A 17,791-nucleotide genomic window follows, 5' to 3' on the forward strand; every position below is an offset into this window, starting at 1 on the left:
CGGATATCGGCTGGAGCGGCCGGGCGCAGCCCCATAAGGTCCCACGCATGGACTGGGAGAAGTGGCATGAGGTGTACGACGCTCCCGAATCGCCGCTTGCCCGGCGGCTGTCGGTCGTGCAGGAGCGCATTCGGCTGGCGTTGGACGACTGCCCTGCCGGTCCGCTCCGGGTGGTGAGCCTCTGCGCGGGGCAGGGGCGGGACCTCCTGGGCGTGCTGCCCGGGCATCCGCGTCGGTCGGACGTCCGTGCGCGTCTGGTCGAGCTGGATCCGAAGAACGTCGAAGTGGCCGCCGGGGCCGCCCGGGCGGCAGGGCTGGGCGGCATCGAGGCCGTCGCCGCCGATGCCGCGCTGCTCGATCACTACGCCGACCTGGTGCCGGCCGACCTCGTGCTGGTCTGCGGGGTGTTCGGCAATATCGCGGACCCGGACATCGAGCGCACCATCGACGCGTGCAGGCAACTGTGCAGGAGCGGTGGGCGGGTGATCTGGACGCGGCACCGCAAGGAGCCCGATCGTGTGCCGTCGATCTGCGAGTGGTTCGAAGAACGGGGCTTCGAGCGCGAGTGGGTCAACGATGCGGAACACGTCCAGGGCGTGGGAGTGCACCGCTTCCGCGGTCAGCCCGTGCCGCTGCGGCTGGGCACGCGTGTCTTCTCCTTCGTCGGCTACGACAAGCTCCGGGCCTGAGGCCTGTCAGCGCCGACCGCGCGCCCGCCGAATACGTCAGCGTCCCACCCTCACGACCTCCGACGTCGCCGCGCGGAACGAGTCCGTCTTGTCGAAGTGGGCGCGGAAGTAACCGCGCTTCGCGTCGGCGATGTCCGCCGAGAAGGCGTGCCCCTCACCGGACCAGTCGGCGCGCGTCGTCAGGAGGTCCTTCCACCGCTTGCCGTCCCGCGAGTACTGGATGTGCACCGGGATGTCCCCGGGCGTCCAGCCGTCGGGGAAGTCCATCGCGCCCTCGACCCGCACGCCACCGTCCTGGGTGCGGGTGGCCGAGAACGAGGTGAACACCGAGGCGCGCAGGACGGTGATCTCGGCGCTGTTGGCGGAGGCGGAGGCGATGAACGGGTCGTCGCTGTGCGAGGCCACGCGGAAGGTGCCGGTCTCCCACGGGGTGTGGGTGAAGGTGGCGGCCTTGCCGTCCGCGCCGGTGGTGAAGTAGCCGACGCTGGCCCAGTGGGTGCCGGAGGAGGCCTCGTAGAGGACGCCGCCGCTCTGGCCCTCGAAGGGGACCCAGCCCTGCGGGGTCTCGCGCTCCAGGGTCGCCGTGACGGTGACCTGCTCCCCGTAGTCGATCGTCCGGGCTTCCGCCGGGGTCTCGAAGGTCCAGCGCGTGGCCACCTGCCGGATGCCGATCGGGGTCGACGCGGACTCGCCGTACAGGACGAACGGGTTGGCGTTGTCGTGCCGGTAGACGGCCTGGACCGGCACCGCGTCGTTCACGGTGACCGTGCCGGAGAAGCGGCCCTGCGCGTCGGTGCGGACGGTGTTCTCCGTCCAGTTGTCCACGTCGAGGTCCACCCGGTGGTCCGCCAGGGGCTTCAGTTCGCGGGTCGCCGGCCAGCGTCCCTTCAGGGTGCCGTCGATGCGCACCTGGCGGTGGTCGGTGTCGATCTCCGTGCGGTCGGGGCGTACGTCCTCGAACACCGCCGCGACGTAGTAGGCGAGGGTACCCGCGGAGTCGTCGACGCTGTGGTCGCCGTCGGCGTCCGTGGCCTCGATGCGGACGGTGTAGCTGCCCAGGTCGGGAAGGTCGACGGGCTGCTTCGTGCGCCACACGCCGTTGTCCGCCGTGCCGGAGACGAGGTCGAACGCGTCGTGCTCCACGACGGCGACTTCCTGCTGCGTGGCCGCGGAGACGAGATGGGCCCGGATCCCCGTGATGGCGCTGTCGGAGCTGAGGCCGACTTCCAGGGTGCCGAGATCGCCCGTGGCGCTGTGCGCGTACCGGACATCAGGCGCCTGCGCCTCCGCGGCGTTCGCGGCCGGAGTGCCGGCCACCAGGACTGCCACGGCACCGATGGCGGCCGAAGCCGCCCGAGTTCTGAACAAGGTCCCCCCCACAGGGATGCGTCGAAGCCGCGTCCACGGCTGAACGCCCTTTCTATCGCATGGCGTTGACGGCGGTCGCGGGAGTTTCGCAGTGTCCATCGACGGGCGACGGGCGACGGCCGCGGGCGGCGTCGGCGGGCATGCGTTCGCGCCGGGGCTGGTCGACGAGGTGGCGATGGACGTCCTGCCCATGGTGCTCGGGCGTCCGGTCCGGCCTTCCTGAGCTGCGATGTCGCCGAGGCGCGGCTGGAGCCGCCGGTGCCGGCGAGCTGATCCGAGCCCCAGCTGGCCGAGCCCAGCTGGCCGAGCCCAGGTGGCCGAGCCCGCAGGGCAGTGCGTCCGGTGCGGGCCGGGGCCTCCCGGGTGTGCGGCGAGGAGACGCCGTGGGTGCGTACCGTTTCCGGCCCGGCGGCGCGCCGCGACCGGCCAGGCGGCGGACCGGTCATTCAGCGGGCAGCTTCTGCTCGCACCAGATGGTCTTCCCGACCGCTGCATGGCGGGTCCCCCACTTCTGGCTGAGCTGGGCGACGAGGAGCAGGCCGCGGCCGCCCTCGTCGAAGTCCCGTGCGCGGCGCAGGTGAGGGGCGGTGCTGCTGGCGTCGGAAACCTCGCAGATCAGTGCGGAGTCGCGGATCAGCCGTAGCTCGACCGGGGGTTCGCCGTGCCGGATGGCATTGGTGACCAGCTCGCTGACCAGCAGTTCGGTCACGAAGGCCGACTCCCACAGACCCCAGGCGTCGAGCTGTTCGACAGCGAGCTTCCGGGCGCGCACCACCATGGCCGGGTCGGCGGGGATCTCCCAGACGGCGACCCGGTCCGCGGTGAGGGCACGGGTGCGAGCGAGCAGCAGGGTGATGTCGTCGTCCATGTGGTGGGTCACCAGCGTGTGCATGACGGTGTCGCAGGCGGCTTCCAGCGACGCCACCGGCACTGCCAGCGTGTGACGCAACGCGGCCAGGCCTTCGTCGAGGTCGCGCTCACGCGACTGGACCAGGCCGTTGGAGTAGAGGGCCAGCACGCTGCCCGTCGGCGGGCGGAACTCCAGGCTCTCGAAGGGCAGGCCGCCGAACCCGAGCGGCGGGCCCACGAAGCCCTGCACCTGCTCCACCTTGCCGTCGGGGGTGAGGACGAAGGGCAGCGGGTGACCGGCCGAGGCCATCGTGCAGCTCCGCGCGACGGGGTCGTACACCGCGTAGAGGCAGGTCGCTCCCAGTTCGCCGGCCGCCGCCGCGTCGCCTTCGGCCCTGCCCTCCTGCTGGTCGTCGGTGACGTGCATGACCAGGTCGTCGAGGTGCGTGATGAGCTCGTCGGGGGGCAGGTCGACATCGGCCAGGGTACGCACGGCGGTGCGCAGCCGGCCCATGGTGGCGCTGGCGTTGATGCCGTGCCCGACGACATCGCCTACGACGAGCGCGACCCGGCAGCCCGAGAGCGGAATCACGTCGTACCAGTCGCCGCCCACCCCGGCGGTCTGCGGGCCCGCCGGCAGGTAGCGGGAGGCCACGTCCACGGCCGTCTGCTCGGGCAGCCACTGCGGCAGCAGACTGCGCTGCAGGGTCAGCGCGGTGTTCCGTTCACGGGTGTAGCGGCGCGCGTTGTCGACGGCCACGGCGGTTTTGGCGGCCAGTTCCTCGGCGTCGGACACATCGGCCTGGGTGAAGGGTTCGGTGTGCCGGGTGCGCCAGAAGGTGACCGTGCCCAGCAGTGCGCCCCGCCCTCGCAGCGGCACCACGATCAGTGAGCGCATGCCGTAGTCGAGGACTCCGGCGGCGTCATCGGGGACCAGAGGCGGCCACGCCGTGGAGGCGGGCAGGTCGGACTCCAGCTGTGCCCGCCCGTGGGAGAAGCCGTTGGCCTGCGGAACGGCGAAGCTGAATCCGTCCAGTGCCCCCACCGGGTGGAGCGGATGGTGCTCGTGGATGCCTGCCATGGCCACCCGCCGTACTTCCGTCCGGTCCTCCTCCTGTGCCGCCTCCGGCTCCCCGCCGTGCAGCACGGACACCGCAAGGTCCACCGTGACGAAATCCGCGAACCGGGGTACCGCCACCTCGGTCAGCTTCTGCGCCGTCCGCTCCGCGTCAAGGGTCGTGCCGATGGCCATCCCGGCGTCATGCAGCAGCTCAAGGCGGCCATGGGCCCTCAGCGCCCGCCGCCGTTGACTGCGTCCGCGGGCGGCCAGCTCCGACACGACGACACTGGTGCCCAGCATCAGGAGCAGCGTCCATCTGTCGTTGCTGCTTGCCACCGACAGCGATCCCCACGGGGAGATCAGGAAGAAGTCGAGCCAGACGGTGGCGGAAACCGCCGCGATCAGCCCGGCGACGCGGTATCCCTGCGCGGCCACGGCCACCAGGACGGCCATCAGGACGAGGGCCGATTCGAAGTCGGGGAAGCCGTCCCGGAACGGCACCAGCGCAAGGCAGACGAGCAGCGGGGCCACCAGGGCGCTCACCAGAGCGACCGAGCTGCCTCTGAGCCCTTGCATGGAGCTCACATACCCACCTCATTCAGGTCATACACAGAACTATAGGACGATGGGTACTTCGCCCGGCTTCTTGCTCTCGAGCCGCTGACCATCAGGCGCCTCGAGAATTAACCGAACTCACGTACAACCCTTACGTCACTCCACGGGTCTCTTGATCGCCGACCACCCGTGAACGCCCGGACAACTCCCGGCGAACACGGCCGGTCCGGCCCTCCATCGACTGTGGATGTCCGCCAGACATCCCCCGCATGCAGCAGGAGACCCCGCATGCAGCAGCACGAGCGCCCGTCGGGGCACCGGCACGGCCACGTCCGTCCGTCCCGGCGCCCCCGCCTGCGACTCGCCCTGGCGACGGCCGCGGACGGCACGCACGCCCCGCGGGCCGACTTCAACGGCGACGGCATCGACGACGTGGCGTTCTCCGCCCCCGGCACGTACGTGAACGGCAAGAAGGACGCCGGGCAACTCGTCGTCCGGTACGGCACGACGACCGGGGTGTCCTCCGCGAAGCGGTCCGCGATCAGCCGGAACACCACCGGCAACCCGGGCACGGCCGCCTCGGGCGTCTCGCCGACGGGCCACCCGACCTTCGGCGCCGACTTCGCCGACTGAGCCGCCCGTATCCCGTCACGGCCGGGCCTGCCAGGTCCGGCCCCCTCCCACCCGGAGCCCCACCTTGCGCAAGCGCACCCTCCTGCTGGCCGCCACGCTCACCACCGGCCTGCTCACCACCACCCCCGCCACCGCCGCGCCCTCCGGTCTCGCCGGGGACTTCAACGGCGACGGATACCGGGACATCGCGGCCGGCGCCGCGTGCACCAGCGTCGGCTCGGCCTCCTGCGCCGGCGCGGTCGTCGTGCTGTACGGCTCGGCGTCCGGGGTCTCGGCCACCCGCAAGGCCGTCATCACCCAGAACTCCACGGGCGTGCCCGGCACCGCCGAGCCGGGCGACCTGTTCGGCGCCTCCCTGGCCACCGGCGACCTGGACAAGGACGGCTACTCCGACCTCGTCGTCGGCGCCACCGGCGAGAGCATCGGCGACCGCGACAGCGTCGGCTCCGGCACGGTCCTGTGGGGTGGCAAGTCCGGCCTGTCCGGCGGCAAGGGCCTGCCGCAGCCGACCACGCTCTCCGAATACGGCGGCTTCTCCCAGGGCATCGCCACCGGCGACTTCGACGCTGACGGCGACACCGACGTCACGCTCACCGGCCAGAGCCACACCCGCCTCTACCAGGGCCCCTTCACCCGCACCGGCGGACCGCTGACCCACTCCCGCGTCGGCGAGCTCGGCACCACGTACGAGGTGATCGCGGGCGACCTCACCGGCGACGGCGCGGCCGAGCGCGTCTACCCGTTCACCGTCGACGGCGACTCCGGCGGCGAGATCCTCTACTTCCGCTGGACCGGCACGACGTACAAGATGGCCGAGCTGGCGAACGCCGACGGCACCCAGGGCGCGATCGGCGACATCAACCGCGACGGGTACGGCGACCTCGTCCTCGGCGATTCCACGGACCCGTACGACCTCAAGCCCGGCGGCCACAAGGGCGGCCAGATCACCGTCTGGTACGGCGGCCCGAACGGCCCCGACCCGGCGCAGCAGCCGACCGTCGTCCACCAGGACACCCCGGGCGTGCCCGGCGCGGGCGAGCCGGACGACGGTTTCGGCACGTCGGTGAGCACCGGCGACATCAACGGCGACGGGTACGCCGACGTCGTGGTCGCCGCCCCGGGCGAGGACGTCGGCTCGGCGAAGGACGCCGGCTCGGTGACCGTGCTGTTCGGCTCCGCCTCCGGCCTGAGGACCGGCAGCGGCGTGAAGTCGTACACCCAGGACACCGCCGGTGTGCCCGGCTCCGCGGAGTCCTGGGACCACTTCGGGTCCGCGGTCGACCTGACCGACGTGACGAAGGACGGCAGGGCGGACCTGGCCGTCGGCGTCGACGGTGAGAACTCCACGGGCGGCCTGTGGACCCTGCGCGGCTCCGCCTCCGGCCTGACCACCAGCGGCGCGCAGGGCATCACCACCAGCGCCGTCGCCCTCAAGGCCGGAGCCAACTTCGGCTCCGCAATCGCCCAGTGACACCCCGTCGACCCACCCGTGAGGCACGTACCGCCATGCGCACCCGTATCACCGCCGCCGTCCTCGCGGCGGCCCTGACCCCGCTCGCCCTCACTCTCTCCGCCCCCGGCGCGCACGCCGCGACGCCCGCCGCCCCCTACGACTTCAACGGCGACGGCCGCGCCGACCTCGCGATCGGCTCGCCGGGCGCCACCGTCGCCGGGCAGGCGAGGGCCGGTGCCGTGTCGGTGGTCTACGGCAGCACCAGCGGGCCCAAGAGCTCCACGCGCACCCTCCTGACCCAGAACACGGCCGGCGTGCCCGGCGCCGCCGAGGCCGACGACGCCTTCGGCTCCGCCCTCGCCTCCGCCGACCTGAACACCGACGGCTACGCCGACCTGCTGGTCGGCACGCCCGGTGAGGACGGCAGCGACAGCAACGACGGCACGGTCACCATCGTCTGGGGCGGGAAGTCCGGCCTGTCGGGCGCCCGTTCGCTGTTCAGTTTCTTCAGCACCGACTACGACCGGTACGGCCAGTCCCTGGCCGCGGGCGACTTCGACGGCGACGGTGACGCGGACGTCGCGGTCGGCTCCACCGGCCCGGTCACCCTCTCCCTCGTGGCGGGCCCGATCACCAGGACGAGCGCGTCGAACGGCGGTTCGGGCTCGGGCAACGACTGGTGGTCCTCCGCGACCGGCGTCACGCACCTCTCCTCCGGCGACGTCACCGGCGACGGCCGGCCCCGGGTGGTCCTGCACGGCCGCGCCGTGAACACCGGCGCCGCGACCACCGCCCTCGCCGACCTGAAGATCGGCAACTACGTCGACTGGCTCCAGCGCCTGCCCGCCGGGTCCGTCTCCGCCGTGGGCGACATCGACGGCGACGGCCACGACGACATCGCCGTGGGCAACGACCGGGAGCCGTCCGCCGACCCGGAGGGCGCCCTCGGCGGCCGGGTCACCGTCGTCTACGGCGGACCCGACGGCCGCGACACCGGCCGCGCCCCGCTCGTCCTCACCCAGGACACCGCCGGGGTGCCCGGCGCCGCCGAGAAGGGCGACCGCTTCGGCAGCGACGTCTCCCTCGGCGACATCAACGGCGACGGATTCGCCGACCTGGCGATCGGCGCCGCGGGCGAGAACGCCGCCGCCGGTGCCGTCACCGTGCTGTACGGCTCGGCGTCCGGCCTCACCACCAAGAACGCGGCGTCGTACAGCCAGAACACCGCGGGCGTGCCCGGCGGGTCGGAGAAGGGCGACCGCTTCGGCGAGCGCGTCACGCTCACCGACCACACCGGCGACCGCCGCGCCGACCTGTCCGTCTCCGCGCCGGGCGAGAACGCCGGCGACGGCGCGGTCTGGTCCCTGCGCGCCACCGCCACCGGCCCGACGGCCACCGGCTCCGTCAGCTTCGGCCCGGGCACGACCGGCGTCTCCACGGCCGGCGCGCCGGCCTACGGCACCGCACTCAACTCCTGATCACCCGACTCCCAGGGACTCCACAGATGCGCAAGCGCACCCTCCTCCTGGCCACGGCCACGGTCCTCAGCACCGGCCTGCTCACGGCCCTGCCCGCGACGGCGGCCACCGCCGCGCCCGCCACCGGCCCGACCGCCGACTTCAACGGCGACGGCTACGGCGACGTCGCCTTCGCCGCCCCGTACGCCAAGGTCGACGGCCAGGGCATGGCCGGATACGTCGCCGTGGTCTACGGCGGCGCCACCGGCCTGGACCCGGCCAAGCGGACGGTGGTCAGCCAGAACACCGCCGGTGTGCCCGGTGCCGCCGAGGCCGAGGACACCTTCGGCGACGCGCTCGCGGTGGCGGACCTCAACGGCGACGGCTACACCGACCTCGCGGTCGGCTCCTCCGGCGAGGACGTCGGCACGGACGACGACGGCGGCTCCGTCACCGTCCTGTGGGGCTCGGCGGGCGGCCTGAAGAACGGCACCACGGTGAAGGACCCGGCGGTCTCCGGGCACGACCACTGGGGCCGGCTGCTGACCGCGGGCGACTTCGACGGCGACGGCAAGGCGGACCTGGCCGTCGGCACCGGCTCGTCCCACGTCTACGTCGTGCGCGGCCCGTTCACCACCACCGGCACCAGCGGCACCGCGCAGAAGATCAGCACCCCGGAGACGGCGTACAGCGTCGACGCCATGGACGCGGGCGACACCAACGCCGACGGCAGGTCGGACCTGGTCCTCACCTACCGCGTCCGGCTCAACGAGGACGAGACGGGCAGCTGGTCCAAGGGCGTCGCCTACCTCGGCTCCCCCACCGGCCCGGACACCTCGGTCCCCCGCCCCCTGAACGGCGGCACCTCCCTCGCCCTCGGCGACATCGACGGCGACGGCTACGACGAGATCGCCCTCGGCAACGTCTTCTCGAAGGAGGACGACCACAGCGGCAGCCTCGGCGGGCAGGTCGTCGTCATCCGCGGCTCCGAGGGCGGCCCGGTCAACGGCGACGCGCCCATGGCCGAGCTCACCCAGGACTCCGAGGGCGTGCCCGGCGCGGACGAGGCGAACGACGGCTTCGGCGGTGCGGTCTCCATCGGCGACGCCAACGGCGACGGCTACGGCGACCTCGCCATCGGCGTCGTCTTCGAGGACGTCGGCACCACCGAGGACACCGGTGCCACGATCCTGATGAACGGCTCGGCCTCCGGCGTCTCGCGCACCGGCGCCCGCACCTTCACCCAGGCCACCGCCGGTGTCCCGGGCTCGGCCGAGGCCATGGACTACTTCGGCTCCGACGTCCTGCTGGCCGACGTCACCAAGGACGGCCACGCCGAGTTCACGATCACCGCCGGCTTCGAGGACGAGGGCATCGGAGCGATCACGACGCTGCGCGGCTCGGCCACCGGCCCCGTCACCGACGGCGCCCGCTCCTTCGGCCCGGGCAGCCTCGGCCAGACCCGCTCCTACGGCGCCTTCGGCACCGGCCTCATCGGCTGACGAACCAGGGAGAGCCCATGCGCAGACCCACCACGACCGCCCTGGTCGCCGCCCTGCTGGCGACCGGCGTCACCCCGGTGTTCCTCTCCGGCCCGGCCTCCGCGGCGGTGGCCAGGCACTATGACGACTTCAACGGCGACGGCCGCCGCGACCTCGCCTACGGCGGCTACGACGACGTCGACCGCGAGGGCGGCACGATCACCGTCGTGTACGCCACCGCCACCGGCCTCGACACCGCCCACCCCAGGTACCTCCACCAGGACAGCGCCGGCGTCCCCGGGTCCGGCGAGGAGGACGACCAGTTCGGCGCGTCCCTCGCGAGCGCCGACCTGAACAAGGACGGCTACGCGGACCTCGTCGTCGGCAACCCCACCGAGCACGTGGGCAGCGCCGACTACCGCGGGACGGTCACCGTCCTGTGGGGTTCCAAGTCGGGCCTGTCGGGCGGCACCAACCTCACGCCGGCCGGCGGCGCGGTCGGCCACTTCGGCCGTGACCTGGCGACCGGCGACTTCACCGGCGACGGCTCCCCCGACCTGGCCGTGATCGGCGGCGAGGAGGCGTGGCTGTACCGGGGCCCCTTCACCAAGTCGGGCACGACCGGGAAGGTCAGCAAGATCGACAAGGGGTCCGGCGGCTGGTACTCCTCCGCTCTCGCGGCCGGAAAGGTCGACGGGGACGCAAGGACGGACCTGGTGGTGATCGGCACCGAGATCACCGGCAGTGACATCCGCGAACGCGCCTGGTTCCTGAAGGGCACGTCCTCCGGCCTCGCCTCGGGCGCGTCCAGGACCCTCAGCGACCGGCAGGAGGGCCTCTACCCGAGCCCGGTCATCGGCGACTTCGACAAGAACGGCTACGGCGACATCGCCCTCGGCCTGCCCGACAAGGACAACGGCAGGGGCGCGGTCACGATCTGGCGCGGCACGTCGTCCGGCCCGAGCGGCTCGGTCACGTTCACCCAGGCCACCTCGGGCGTCTCCGGCAGCCCGGAGGCCGGCGACGACTTCGGCTACGCGATCTCGGCCGCCGACACCAACGGCGACGGCTACGCCGACCTCGCGGTCGGCGTGCCGCACGAGGACGTCGACGGCCGGGAGGACCAGGGCGGTGTCCACGTCTTCCGCGGCGGCTCCGGCGGCCTCAGTGGCTCCCGCTCGTCCTGGATCGCCCAGACGGTGCTGGGCCCGGCCGACTCCCACGCCGCCTTCGGCTACACCCTCCGCCTGCGCGACCTGACCGCCGACGGCCGCGCCGACCTGGCCGTGGGCGCGGCGAGCGGCGCGCTGCTGATGCCGGGCACGGGCACGGCACCGACGAAGACCGGCGCGACCGTCCTGCCCGACCTGGGCGGGGCGCTTCCCGACTGACGCCGGGCCCGCCGACCGCTCCGGCGCGTCCGTACGGGCGTGCCGAGCCGACGCCCCGCCGAGGGCCGAAGCCAAGCCCGCACGGCCGAACCCTTACAACCCACGGACAACAGAACGGCCTTACCCCCTAAGGGATGTCACAGCTCGGCCGCAAAGCCGGGCCCGGAAGCCCGGGCCCGGCACGCCACCGCCCGGGACCAGGTACGTTCGAAGACGTGGCTGGATTCAGGATCGGACGCGGCCGGAACAACGGCGCTCCTCAGACGCGACCGCAAAACCCTCCGTACGGGCAGCAGACGCCGCAGGGACCGTCGTACGGCTACCCGCCGGCGCCGCAGCCGTACCCGCAGCAGCAGCCGCCGTACGGCAACGGCGGCGGCCCCACCTGGCCGCAGCCGAACGCCGGGCGGCCGGGCGGCGGCTACGGCGACCAGGGCGAGCCGGAGTACTTCGGCGACGGCGCGTACCCGCCCGGCCCCCAGGGCCCGCACGACCCGTACGCGGCGAACAACCCGGGCCACACCCAGGCCTTCTCGGTCGGCGAGGACCCCTACACCCAGGGCGACACCTACCGCGCCGGCTCGGCCGCCGCGCCGTCCGGCCCGGTCGGCCCGCGCCTGCACTGGAAGGCCCTGCTGAGGGGCATCGTCCTCGCCCCCAACCAGACCTTCCTCCAGATGCGGGACTACACGATGTGGGGTCCGGCCCTCATCGTCACGTTCCTCTACGGGCTGCTCGCCGTCTTCGGCTTCGACGGCGCCCGCAAGGATGCGATAAACGCCACACTCTCGAACGCCATCCCCATCGTCCTGACGACGGCGGTCGCGATGGTGCTCAGCGCGTTCATCCTGGGCGTGGTCACCCACACGCTGGCCCGCCAGCTCGGCGGCGACGGTGCCTGGCAGCCCACGGTCGGCCTGTCCATGCTGATCATGTCCATCACGGACGCACCCCGCCTGGTCTTCGCCATGTTCGCCGGCGGCAACGCGACGTTCGTGCAGCTGCTGGGCTGGGCCACCTGGATCGCGGGCGGCGCGCTGCTGACCCTCATGGTCGGCCGCTCCCACGACCTGCCCTGGCCGAAGGCGCTGGGCGCGTCGGCGATCCAGCTGATCGCCCTGCTGTCGATCGTGAAGCTGGGCACGGTCTGAGGCTGCGCGCCTACGAGAAAGGGGCTCCCTCGGGAGCCCCTTTTCCTTGGCGACACTCAGGCGTCGAGCACCTGGTCGGCCCGCCGCACCACCGGCGGCTCCACCGACCACGGGAAGTTGATCCACTCATCGGTCCGCTTCCACACGTATTCGCACTTCACCAGCGACTGGGACTTCTCGTAGACCACGGCGCTGCGCACCTCGGCGACGGTGTCGAGGCAGAAGTCACGCACCAGCTTGAGCGTCTTGCCGGTGTCGGCGACGTCGTCGGTGATCAGCACCTTCTTCTCGGAGAAGTCGATCACGTTGGGGACGGGAGCGAGCATGACGGGCATCTCCAGCGTCGTCCCCACGCCCGTGTAGAACTCCACGTTCACCAGGTGGATGTTCTTGCAGTCGAGGGCGTAGGCGAGCCCGCCGGCCACGAAGACACCGCCACGGGCGATGCTGAGCACTATGTCGGGCTCGTACCCGTCGTCGGCGATGGTCTGCGCGAGCTCGCGCACGGCGACGCCGAACTGCTCGTAGGTCAGGTTCTCCCGCACGTCACTCATGCTCCGGCCGCTCACACCTGGGTCCGGTGGAAGTTGAGGAAGGACCGGGAGGCGGTCGGCCCCCGCTGCCCCTGGTACCGCGACCCGTACCGCTCGCTCCCGTACGGGAAGTCGGCGGGCGAGCTGAGCCGGAACATGCACAGCTGCCCGATCTTCATCCCAGGCCACAGCTTGATGGGCAGGGTGGCGAGGTTGGACAGCTCAAGGGTGACGTGCCCGCTGAACCCGGGGTCGATGAAGCCGGCCGTCGAATGCGTGACCAGCCCGAGCCGCCCCAGCGAGCTCTTCCCCTCCAGCCGGGAGGCGAGATCGTCGGGCAGCGAGATGACCTCGTACGTGCTGGCGAGGACGAACTCCCCGGGGTGCAGGATGAACGGCTCGTCCCCCTCCGGCTCGACGAGCCGGGTCAGATCGGCCTGCTCGATCGAGGGGTCGATGTGGGGGTACCGGTGGTTCTCGAACACCCGGAAGTAGCGGTCCAGCCGCACGTCGATGCTCGACGGCTGCACCATGGCGTCGTCATAGGGATCGATCCGCACGCGCCCGGCATCGATCTCGGCCCGGATGTCCTTGTCTGAGAGAAGCACGCCCCGAGGATACGCAAGGCGCGCGGAGCGACCACAACCGGACGACTCCACGCGCCTGCCTGCGTGCTTCTGGCTGCCGTGCCGCTACCGCTTCTCGTAGCTCACGGGCACCACGCTCCTCAGCCGCGCACATCGCGGGCACCGAAGCAGCCGGCCGGGGCCGAGCCGGTCGGCCTGCTGCATCGGGAACGAAGCGGTGGTGAACACGTGCCCATCCGCACAACGGACGACGGTGCGCTCCATCAAGTCCAAGAGTCCCTTCCCCAAGAGCCGCGTCGGGCTGCTGCTTGCCTGACGACAAAAGCCACGGTACGGGATCAAAGGGACGGCCCTCCAGGCGGCACTCCGGTCCCGCCCGGACCCTCGCCCACGCCCCCACCGTACGCCCCAACTCCGGTCACCCGCAGCCGCATCCCACCCCTGAAACGCCCTCAGGCCCCGCGGCATCAACACCGGGGGCCTGACATGAGGTAAAGTGGCGACCGTTCGGACACCGACTCGGTCGGCGTCTTACGCGGGTGTAGTTTAATGGTAGAACATCAGCTTCCCAAGCTGAGAGCGCGAGTTCGATTCTCGTCACCCGCTCCATGATGAAACCCCAGGTCAGTGGCCTGGGGTTTGTTTATTTTCTAGTCCAATTCGGGGGTGTCGTGCCCCCCGCGTGCCCTAAGTCGAGACCAAAGGACCCACCCAGGGCCGTTCAGCTGCCGCTTCGAACGGCTCGACAGCCGCGCGTCCCAAATAGTGAGACGCTTTTCTTGTGACCTGCGTCACTAGTTGCTGCGGTGGGTGCGAAGTCGCCCTCGCAAAGCCGCAGTTCGCTGGGCTTGACAGGCCAGAGGCTCCGCCCTCGCCGGGGCCGGAGCCTCTGCATCATGGTGGCCCGTCGGCCGGGCCGACGGTCACAGCTCCTTCGCGTACGTGTCCTGGTACGCCGCTCTTCCCCCGAACACGTTGAGGCCGATGTGTCCGTCGCTGTAGGTCGTGTCCGTCACGTCGATGATCCGGGTGCCGTTGAGGAACACCTGGATGCGGTCGCCCTCGGCCAGGATGCGGACGGGGTAGGTCGTGCGGCGGCGGACCAGGGACGGGACGCGGGCGAGGGCTTTGGCGTCGTCGAAGTAGCCGTCGGTCTTGGCGACCAGACGGATCACTCGTAGGTCGGGGTCGATGTTGAGGCAGTAAGCGTCGGCGCCGTCGGAGGAGGCGCGCCAGAGGAGGGAGAGGGCGCCGCCGGTGTCCGGGTCGGGGCCGCCAAGGCGGACCAAGGTGGTGAAGTCGACGTCCGTCAGCGTCCGTGCCGATATTGCGTTGGAGTCCTTGTCGAAGTTTCCGGCGTGGCCCGCGCTGTCCGTCGACCACTGGCCGGCCGGGGTGATCGTCAACTTGCCGAGGTCAGAGCGGAATTCACCGCCGGTCGGGGTAGCTACCGGTGGCTTCACCCGGTCCACCAGGCGGTAGGTGCTGTCCAGCCGGTGCACCTTGAGCGACTCGATGTGGGCGGTGCCGCCCTTGGCGTAGAAGGCCATGCCATCAGACTCGGGGGCCGGGAAGATCAGACTTGTCACGGCAGCCTGCCCGTCCGCGCCGAATGCCTCGACCGACGACGAGTCCACGTACACACGCAGAGTCACGCGTCCGTCGGCCGCTGTCATCGGCGCGGTCGTACGGCCCGCGAAGTACTGCGTGAAGTCGCTCAGGCCGGCTGCCGACCGATCCACGAACAGTTCGTTCGTGGCGGCGTTGTATCCGACCGTCGTGTGCTGGTCGTCGTCGGCGCGGAGCAGGAATCCGATCTCCGTGGCGGTGCCGAGGGTGATCTCGGCCTCGATCTCGTAGGCGATGCCCGTGACGCCCGCGAGCGGGTTCGCGGACACGGGGCCGACGGAGAGGTCGTTGCGGGTGGTGGTGGATGTGCGCAGGGTGGTCAGCTCCGAGATCGGGCGCTGCGCCAGCCGTACGCCGTCGGCGGTGTCTGTGAGGGTCAGTTCGCGGGGGATGCTGAGCTGGCCGTTCCAGGAACCAGTGGGGGCGCTGAAGGGGTAGTCCCAGTTGCTCATCCAGCCGAGCCAGACGCGCCGGTCGTCGGGCAGGCCGTAGAAGGACATGGCGGCGTAGTAGTCGCGGCCGGAGTCGGCGCGCAGGACTGTGCCGGCCTTCTGGTCGGGGGTGAAGGCGGTGCCGTTCCAGTCGCCGGTGAAGTACTGGGCGGCCGAGCCGTTCGTGGCGCGTACGGCGCCTGTGCTCAGGGTGAGGACCCACTTCACCTCGTTCTCGTCGCCGTCGACCGGGAGGGGGAAGAAGTCGGGGCACTCCCAGACGCCCGGTGTGACCCAGTCGCCGTAGCCGAAGGAGCTGACGTGGGTCCAGGTGAGGAGGTCGGTGGAGGTGAAGAAGCGGATGTGGTCGCCGCCGGAGACCACCATCAGCCACTGGTCGTGCGCCTCGTCGCGGATCACCTTCGGGTCGCGGAAGGTCCAGCCGGCGTCGGGGCCGCCTGGGTTCTGTACAGCCGGGGCCGACTCGCCGTGCAGGTGCCATGAGCGGCCCTTGTCCTGGCTGTACGCGATGCGCACGCTGGCGTTTCCGCCCGGCTTGTCGGGGTGGTAGCTGGTGTAGTACGCGATCAGGCCCGATCTGCCGTCGAAGAGGCCGGAGGTGTCATCGGCGTCCACGACCGCGCAGCCGGTCCAGCAGTGGCCGTACTCGTTCCAGGGCAGGGCGATCGGCAGAGGCTGCCAGTGGATCAGGTCGGTGCTGACCGCGTGCGCCCAGCGGCCCTCGTCCTGGTGGAAGAGGTGGTACTCGCCGTCGTGGTACAGCAGGCCGCAGGGGTCGCTGGTGCGGCCGCTGAGCTGTGAGTAGTGGTAGGTGGGGCGGTACGGCTCGGTGAAGTAGTCGGCCGTGCTCCTGGCCTGGACGTTTTGGAAGTACGACGTGCCGTGGGCGGCCGCGATGCCGACCGCGTCGCCCTTGGTGTGGGACACGCGGGTCTTGAGCGCCCGTACGCCGTCCACGTACACCTCGATGGTCCTGCCGGTGGCGCGGACCTCCACCCGGTAGGTGCGGCCCGCGGTGATACGGCGGACCGGTGCGGCGACCGTGGTGATGCGGGCGCCGGAGGTCCGGTCGATCAGGCTGACGGTGCTGCGGGTGGTGTCGAGGCGTGCTTCGTAGCCGCCGGAGCCGTTCGCGGAGGCGCGCAGGAGCAGGCCGGCGGAGGCCGAGGGGCCGCTCGGCGTGATGTCGGCGCGCACTATCGCGTCGCCGTGCGCGAAGGGGGCTGTGCGCAGACCGCTGTCGCCTCGGATGCCGCGTAGGTCCGGGGTCCAGGTGCCGGATCTGGTCGTCCACCCCTGGATGTCGGTGGCGAGGTCGGCGGCGGCGATGTTGTCGAAGGATGCTGCGCCGTCGGAGACGAGGACGCCGAGCCGGCCGGATGTGTGTGCGGAGTCGCGGGCCGTGATGGCGGGGGCGTAGCCGTCGGGTGAGAGGAAGTTCGTCTGCCAGTGCACGCGCAGTTCGCGGCCTTCGGCCTCGATGCGCAGCCGGTAGACGGATCCCGCCTTGATGGTGGTGTTGTACGTGCCGAGGGTGACGTTTCCGTCGATGTGGAAGAGCCTCAGCCGCCCCTGTCCGGGGTCGACCTGGACGCCGTAGCCGCGAGTGCCGCTGGCGTTGGCGCGCACGAGCAGGGTCGCGACGGCTGACGCGTCGTGGAGCATGAGGTCGGTCTGGAACGCGGTGTCGTACGCCTGGGTCGCGGCGATGGCACGGGCGGTGCCACCCTCGGGAGCTTCGGCCCGCCAACCGAGCGGTGTCGCCGTCCATGTGCCACCGCCGGTGGTCCAGCCGGTCAGATTGGTGGTGACCTCGGACAGGGCGGGCGGGCCAAAGACGACGGTGCCGGTGCGGGCGAGCAGGCCCACAGCGCCGGAGTCGTAGCGATGGTCCTCGACATGGATGCATCTCTTGCCGTCGACGAGGATCGTCAAGTCGGCCCCGTCGACGGTGACTTCGAGGTCGTACGAGGCTCCGGTCCGTGCCCCTGCCAGCTGCGAGGTGGCGATGGTGTGGCCGTCGGCCAGATCCAAGAGTCGTACGCGTTCCCGATCAGGGTCCACGGCTGCTGCGTATCCGGTGGAGCCGTCCACGGCGGCGCGGAAGACCAGCGCGCCCACAGCGCGGCGGGATGTGGGGGTCACCTGGGCGGCGTAGGCCCCCTTGGCGGCGAGCTGCTGCTCGGAGAGGGCGAGGGCACCTTCGCCTGTGGTGCTGGTGGTCTTCCAGCCGCCGTCAGCGGTGCGGTTCCACGTGCCAGTGACGGGGAGGGGGTCGGGGATGGAGGTCTGGGCGGAGGTGTTCTCGAGAAGGGTGGAGGCTGCCCCGCTGGTGCGTGGGGCGGCCTGCACTGACGGGACACCGCCGGCGAGGGGCAGCAAGGTGATTCCTCCGGCGAGCAGGAGGGTACGACGGGACACGCTCATGGCGGCTCCTCGAAGAAGTGAAGGGTGGGCCACGGCCCGGGGGGACGTCCACCCCCCGGGCCGAAGCCGGATGTAA

General features: G+C 71.4%; 13 protein-coding genes and 1 tRNA gene. 9 read left to right on the forward strand and 5 right to left on the reverse strand.

Translation table 11 applies throughout. The features are described 5' to 3' along the window. Positions 1-47 precede the first annotated feature (47 nt). The gene (locus SCNRRL3882_RS18885; protein WP_010032133.1) at positions 48-689 is read left to right on the forward strand and encodes a methyltransferase domain-containing protein; all 642 of its coding nucleotides are present in this window, start codon (positions 48-50) and stop codon (positions 687-689) included. 36 nt (positions 690-725) lie between these two features. Here the strand turns inward: SCNRRL3882_RS18885 and SCNRRL3882_RS18890 are convergent, their stop codons facing one another. Continuing rightward, complete coding sequence (locus tag SCNRRL3882_RS18890) at positions 726-2,018, reverse strand: hypothetical protein (RefSeq protein WP_010032137.1); 1,293 nt, start codon at positions 2,016-2,018, stop codon at positions 726-728. Between the two features lie 130 nt (positions 2,019-2,148). Between SCNRRL3882_RS18890 and SCNRRL3882_RS42245 the strand changes: the two genes are divergently transcribed. Next, positions 2,149-2,280, forward strand: coding sequence for a hypothetical protein (locus SCNRRL3882_RS42245; protein WP_267880824.1), 132 nt, complete (start codon positions 2,149-2,151; stop codon positions 2,278-2,280). A gap of 219 nt (positions 2,281-2,499) precedes the next feature. On the opposite strand, the gene SCNRRL3882_RS18900 is transcribed toward SCNRRL3882_RS42245, so the two are convergent. Beyond that, entirely contained in the window at positions 2,500-4,542 is a 2,043-nt protein-coding gene (locus tag SCNRRL3882_RS18900; protein ID WP_010032140.1) for a SpoIIE family protein phosphatase, read from the reverse strand. A 267-nt stretch (positions 4,543-4,809) separates the two neighbouring features. Between SCNRRL3882_RS18900 and SCNRRL3882_RS42625 the strand changes: the two genes are divergently transcribed. The 6 genes from SCNRRL3882_RS42625 to SCNRRL3882_RS18930 all read left to right on the forward strand — a co-directional run bounded on the left by SCNRRL3882_RS42625 (position 4,810) and on the right by SCNRRL3882_RS18930 (position 12,087). Then, positions 4,810-5,154, forward strand: a complete 345-nt coding sequence (locus SCNRRL3882_RS42625) for an FG-GAP repeat protein (RefSeq protein ID WP_010032141.1) — start codon at positions 4,810-4,812, stop codon at positions 5,152-5,154. Between the two features lie 64 nt (positions 5,155-5,218). Then, entirely contained in the window at positions 5,219-6,625 is a 1,407-nt protein-coding gene (locus SCNRRL3882_RS18910) for an FG-GAP-like repeat-containing protein (RefSeq protein ID WP_010032142.1), read from the forward strand. 35 nt (positions 6,626-6,660) lie between these two features. Then, complete coding sequence (locus SCNRRL3882_RS18915; protein ID WP_010032143.1) at positions 6,661-8,085, forward strand: FG-GAP repeat protein; 1,425 nt, start codon at positions 6,661-6,663, stop codon at positions 8,083-8,085. A 26-nt stretch (positions 8,086-8,111) separates the two neighbouring features. Beyond that, positions 8,112-9,566, forward strand: coding sequence for an FG-GAP repeat domain-containing protein (locus SCNRRL3882_RS18920; protein WP_102514833.1), 1,455 nt, complete (start codon positions 8,112-8,114; stop codon positions 9,564-9,566). A gap of 17 nt (positions 9,567-9,583) precedes the next feature. After that, positions 9,584-10,936 (forward strand): FG-GAP and VCBS repeat-containing protein, encoded by a 1,353-nt coding sequence (locus SCNRRL3882_RS18925; protein ID WP_010032151.1) that lies wholly within the window; start codon positions 9,584-9,586, stop codon positions 10,934-10,936. Positions 10,937-11,070: 134 nt separating this feature from the next. Then, positions 11,071-12,087, forward strand: coding sequence for a Yip1 family protein (locus SCNRRL3882_RS18930; protein ID WP_040902329.1), 1,017 nt, complete (start codon positions 11,071-11,073; stop codon positions 12,085-12,087). A gap of 56 nt (positions 12,088-12,143) precedes the next feature. Here SCNRRL3882_RS18930 and SCNRRL3882_RS18935 read toward each other — a convergent pair whose 3' ends face one another. After that, a complete protein-coding gene (locus SCNRRL3882_RS18935) occupies positions 12,144-12,641 on the reverse strand; it encodes a phosphoribosyltransferase (protein WP_029180629.1) in 498 nt (165 codons plus the stop codon). 11 nt (positions 12,642-12,652) lie between these two features. Continuing rightward, on the reverse strand, positions 12,653-13,228 hold the full coding sequence (gene dcd / locus SCNRRL3882_RS18940) for a dCTP deaminase (protein WP_010032156.1): 576 nt from the start codon (positions 13,226-13,228) through the stop codon (positions 12,653-12,655). A 514-nt stretch (positions 13,229-13,742) separates the two neighbouring features. Between dcd and SCNRRL3882_RS18945 the strand changes: the two genes are divergently transcribed. After that, positions 13,743-13,816 (forward strand) — tRNA-Gly (locus SCNRRL3882_RS18945). Between the two features lie 314 nt (positions 13,817-14,130). On the opposite strand, the gene SCNRRL3882_RS18950 is transcribed toward SCNRRL3882_RS18945, so the two are convergent. Continuing rightward, positions 14,131-17,715: a GH32 C-terminal domain-containing protein gene (locus SCNRRL3882_RS18950; protein WP_010032162.1), complete on the reverse strand. Its 3,585-nt coding sequence runs from the start codon at positions 17,713-17,715 to the stop codon at positions 14,131-14,133. Between the last annotated feature and the right edge of the window lie 76 nt (positions 17,716-17,791).

Source organism: Streptomyces chartreusis NRRL 3882, assembly GCF_900236475.1.
Classification (GTDB): Bacteria; Actinomycetota; Actinomycetes; order Streptomycetales; family Streptomycetaceae; genus Streptomyces; species Streptomyces chartreusis_D.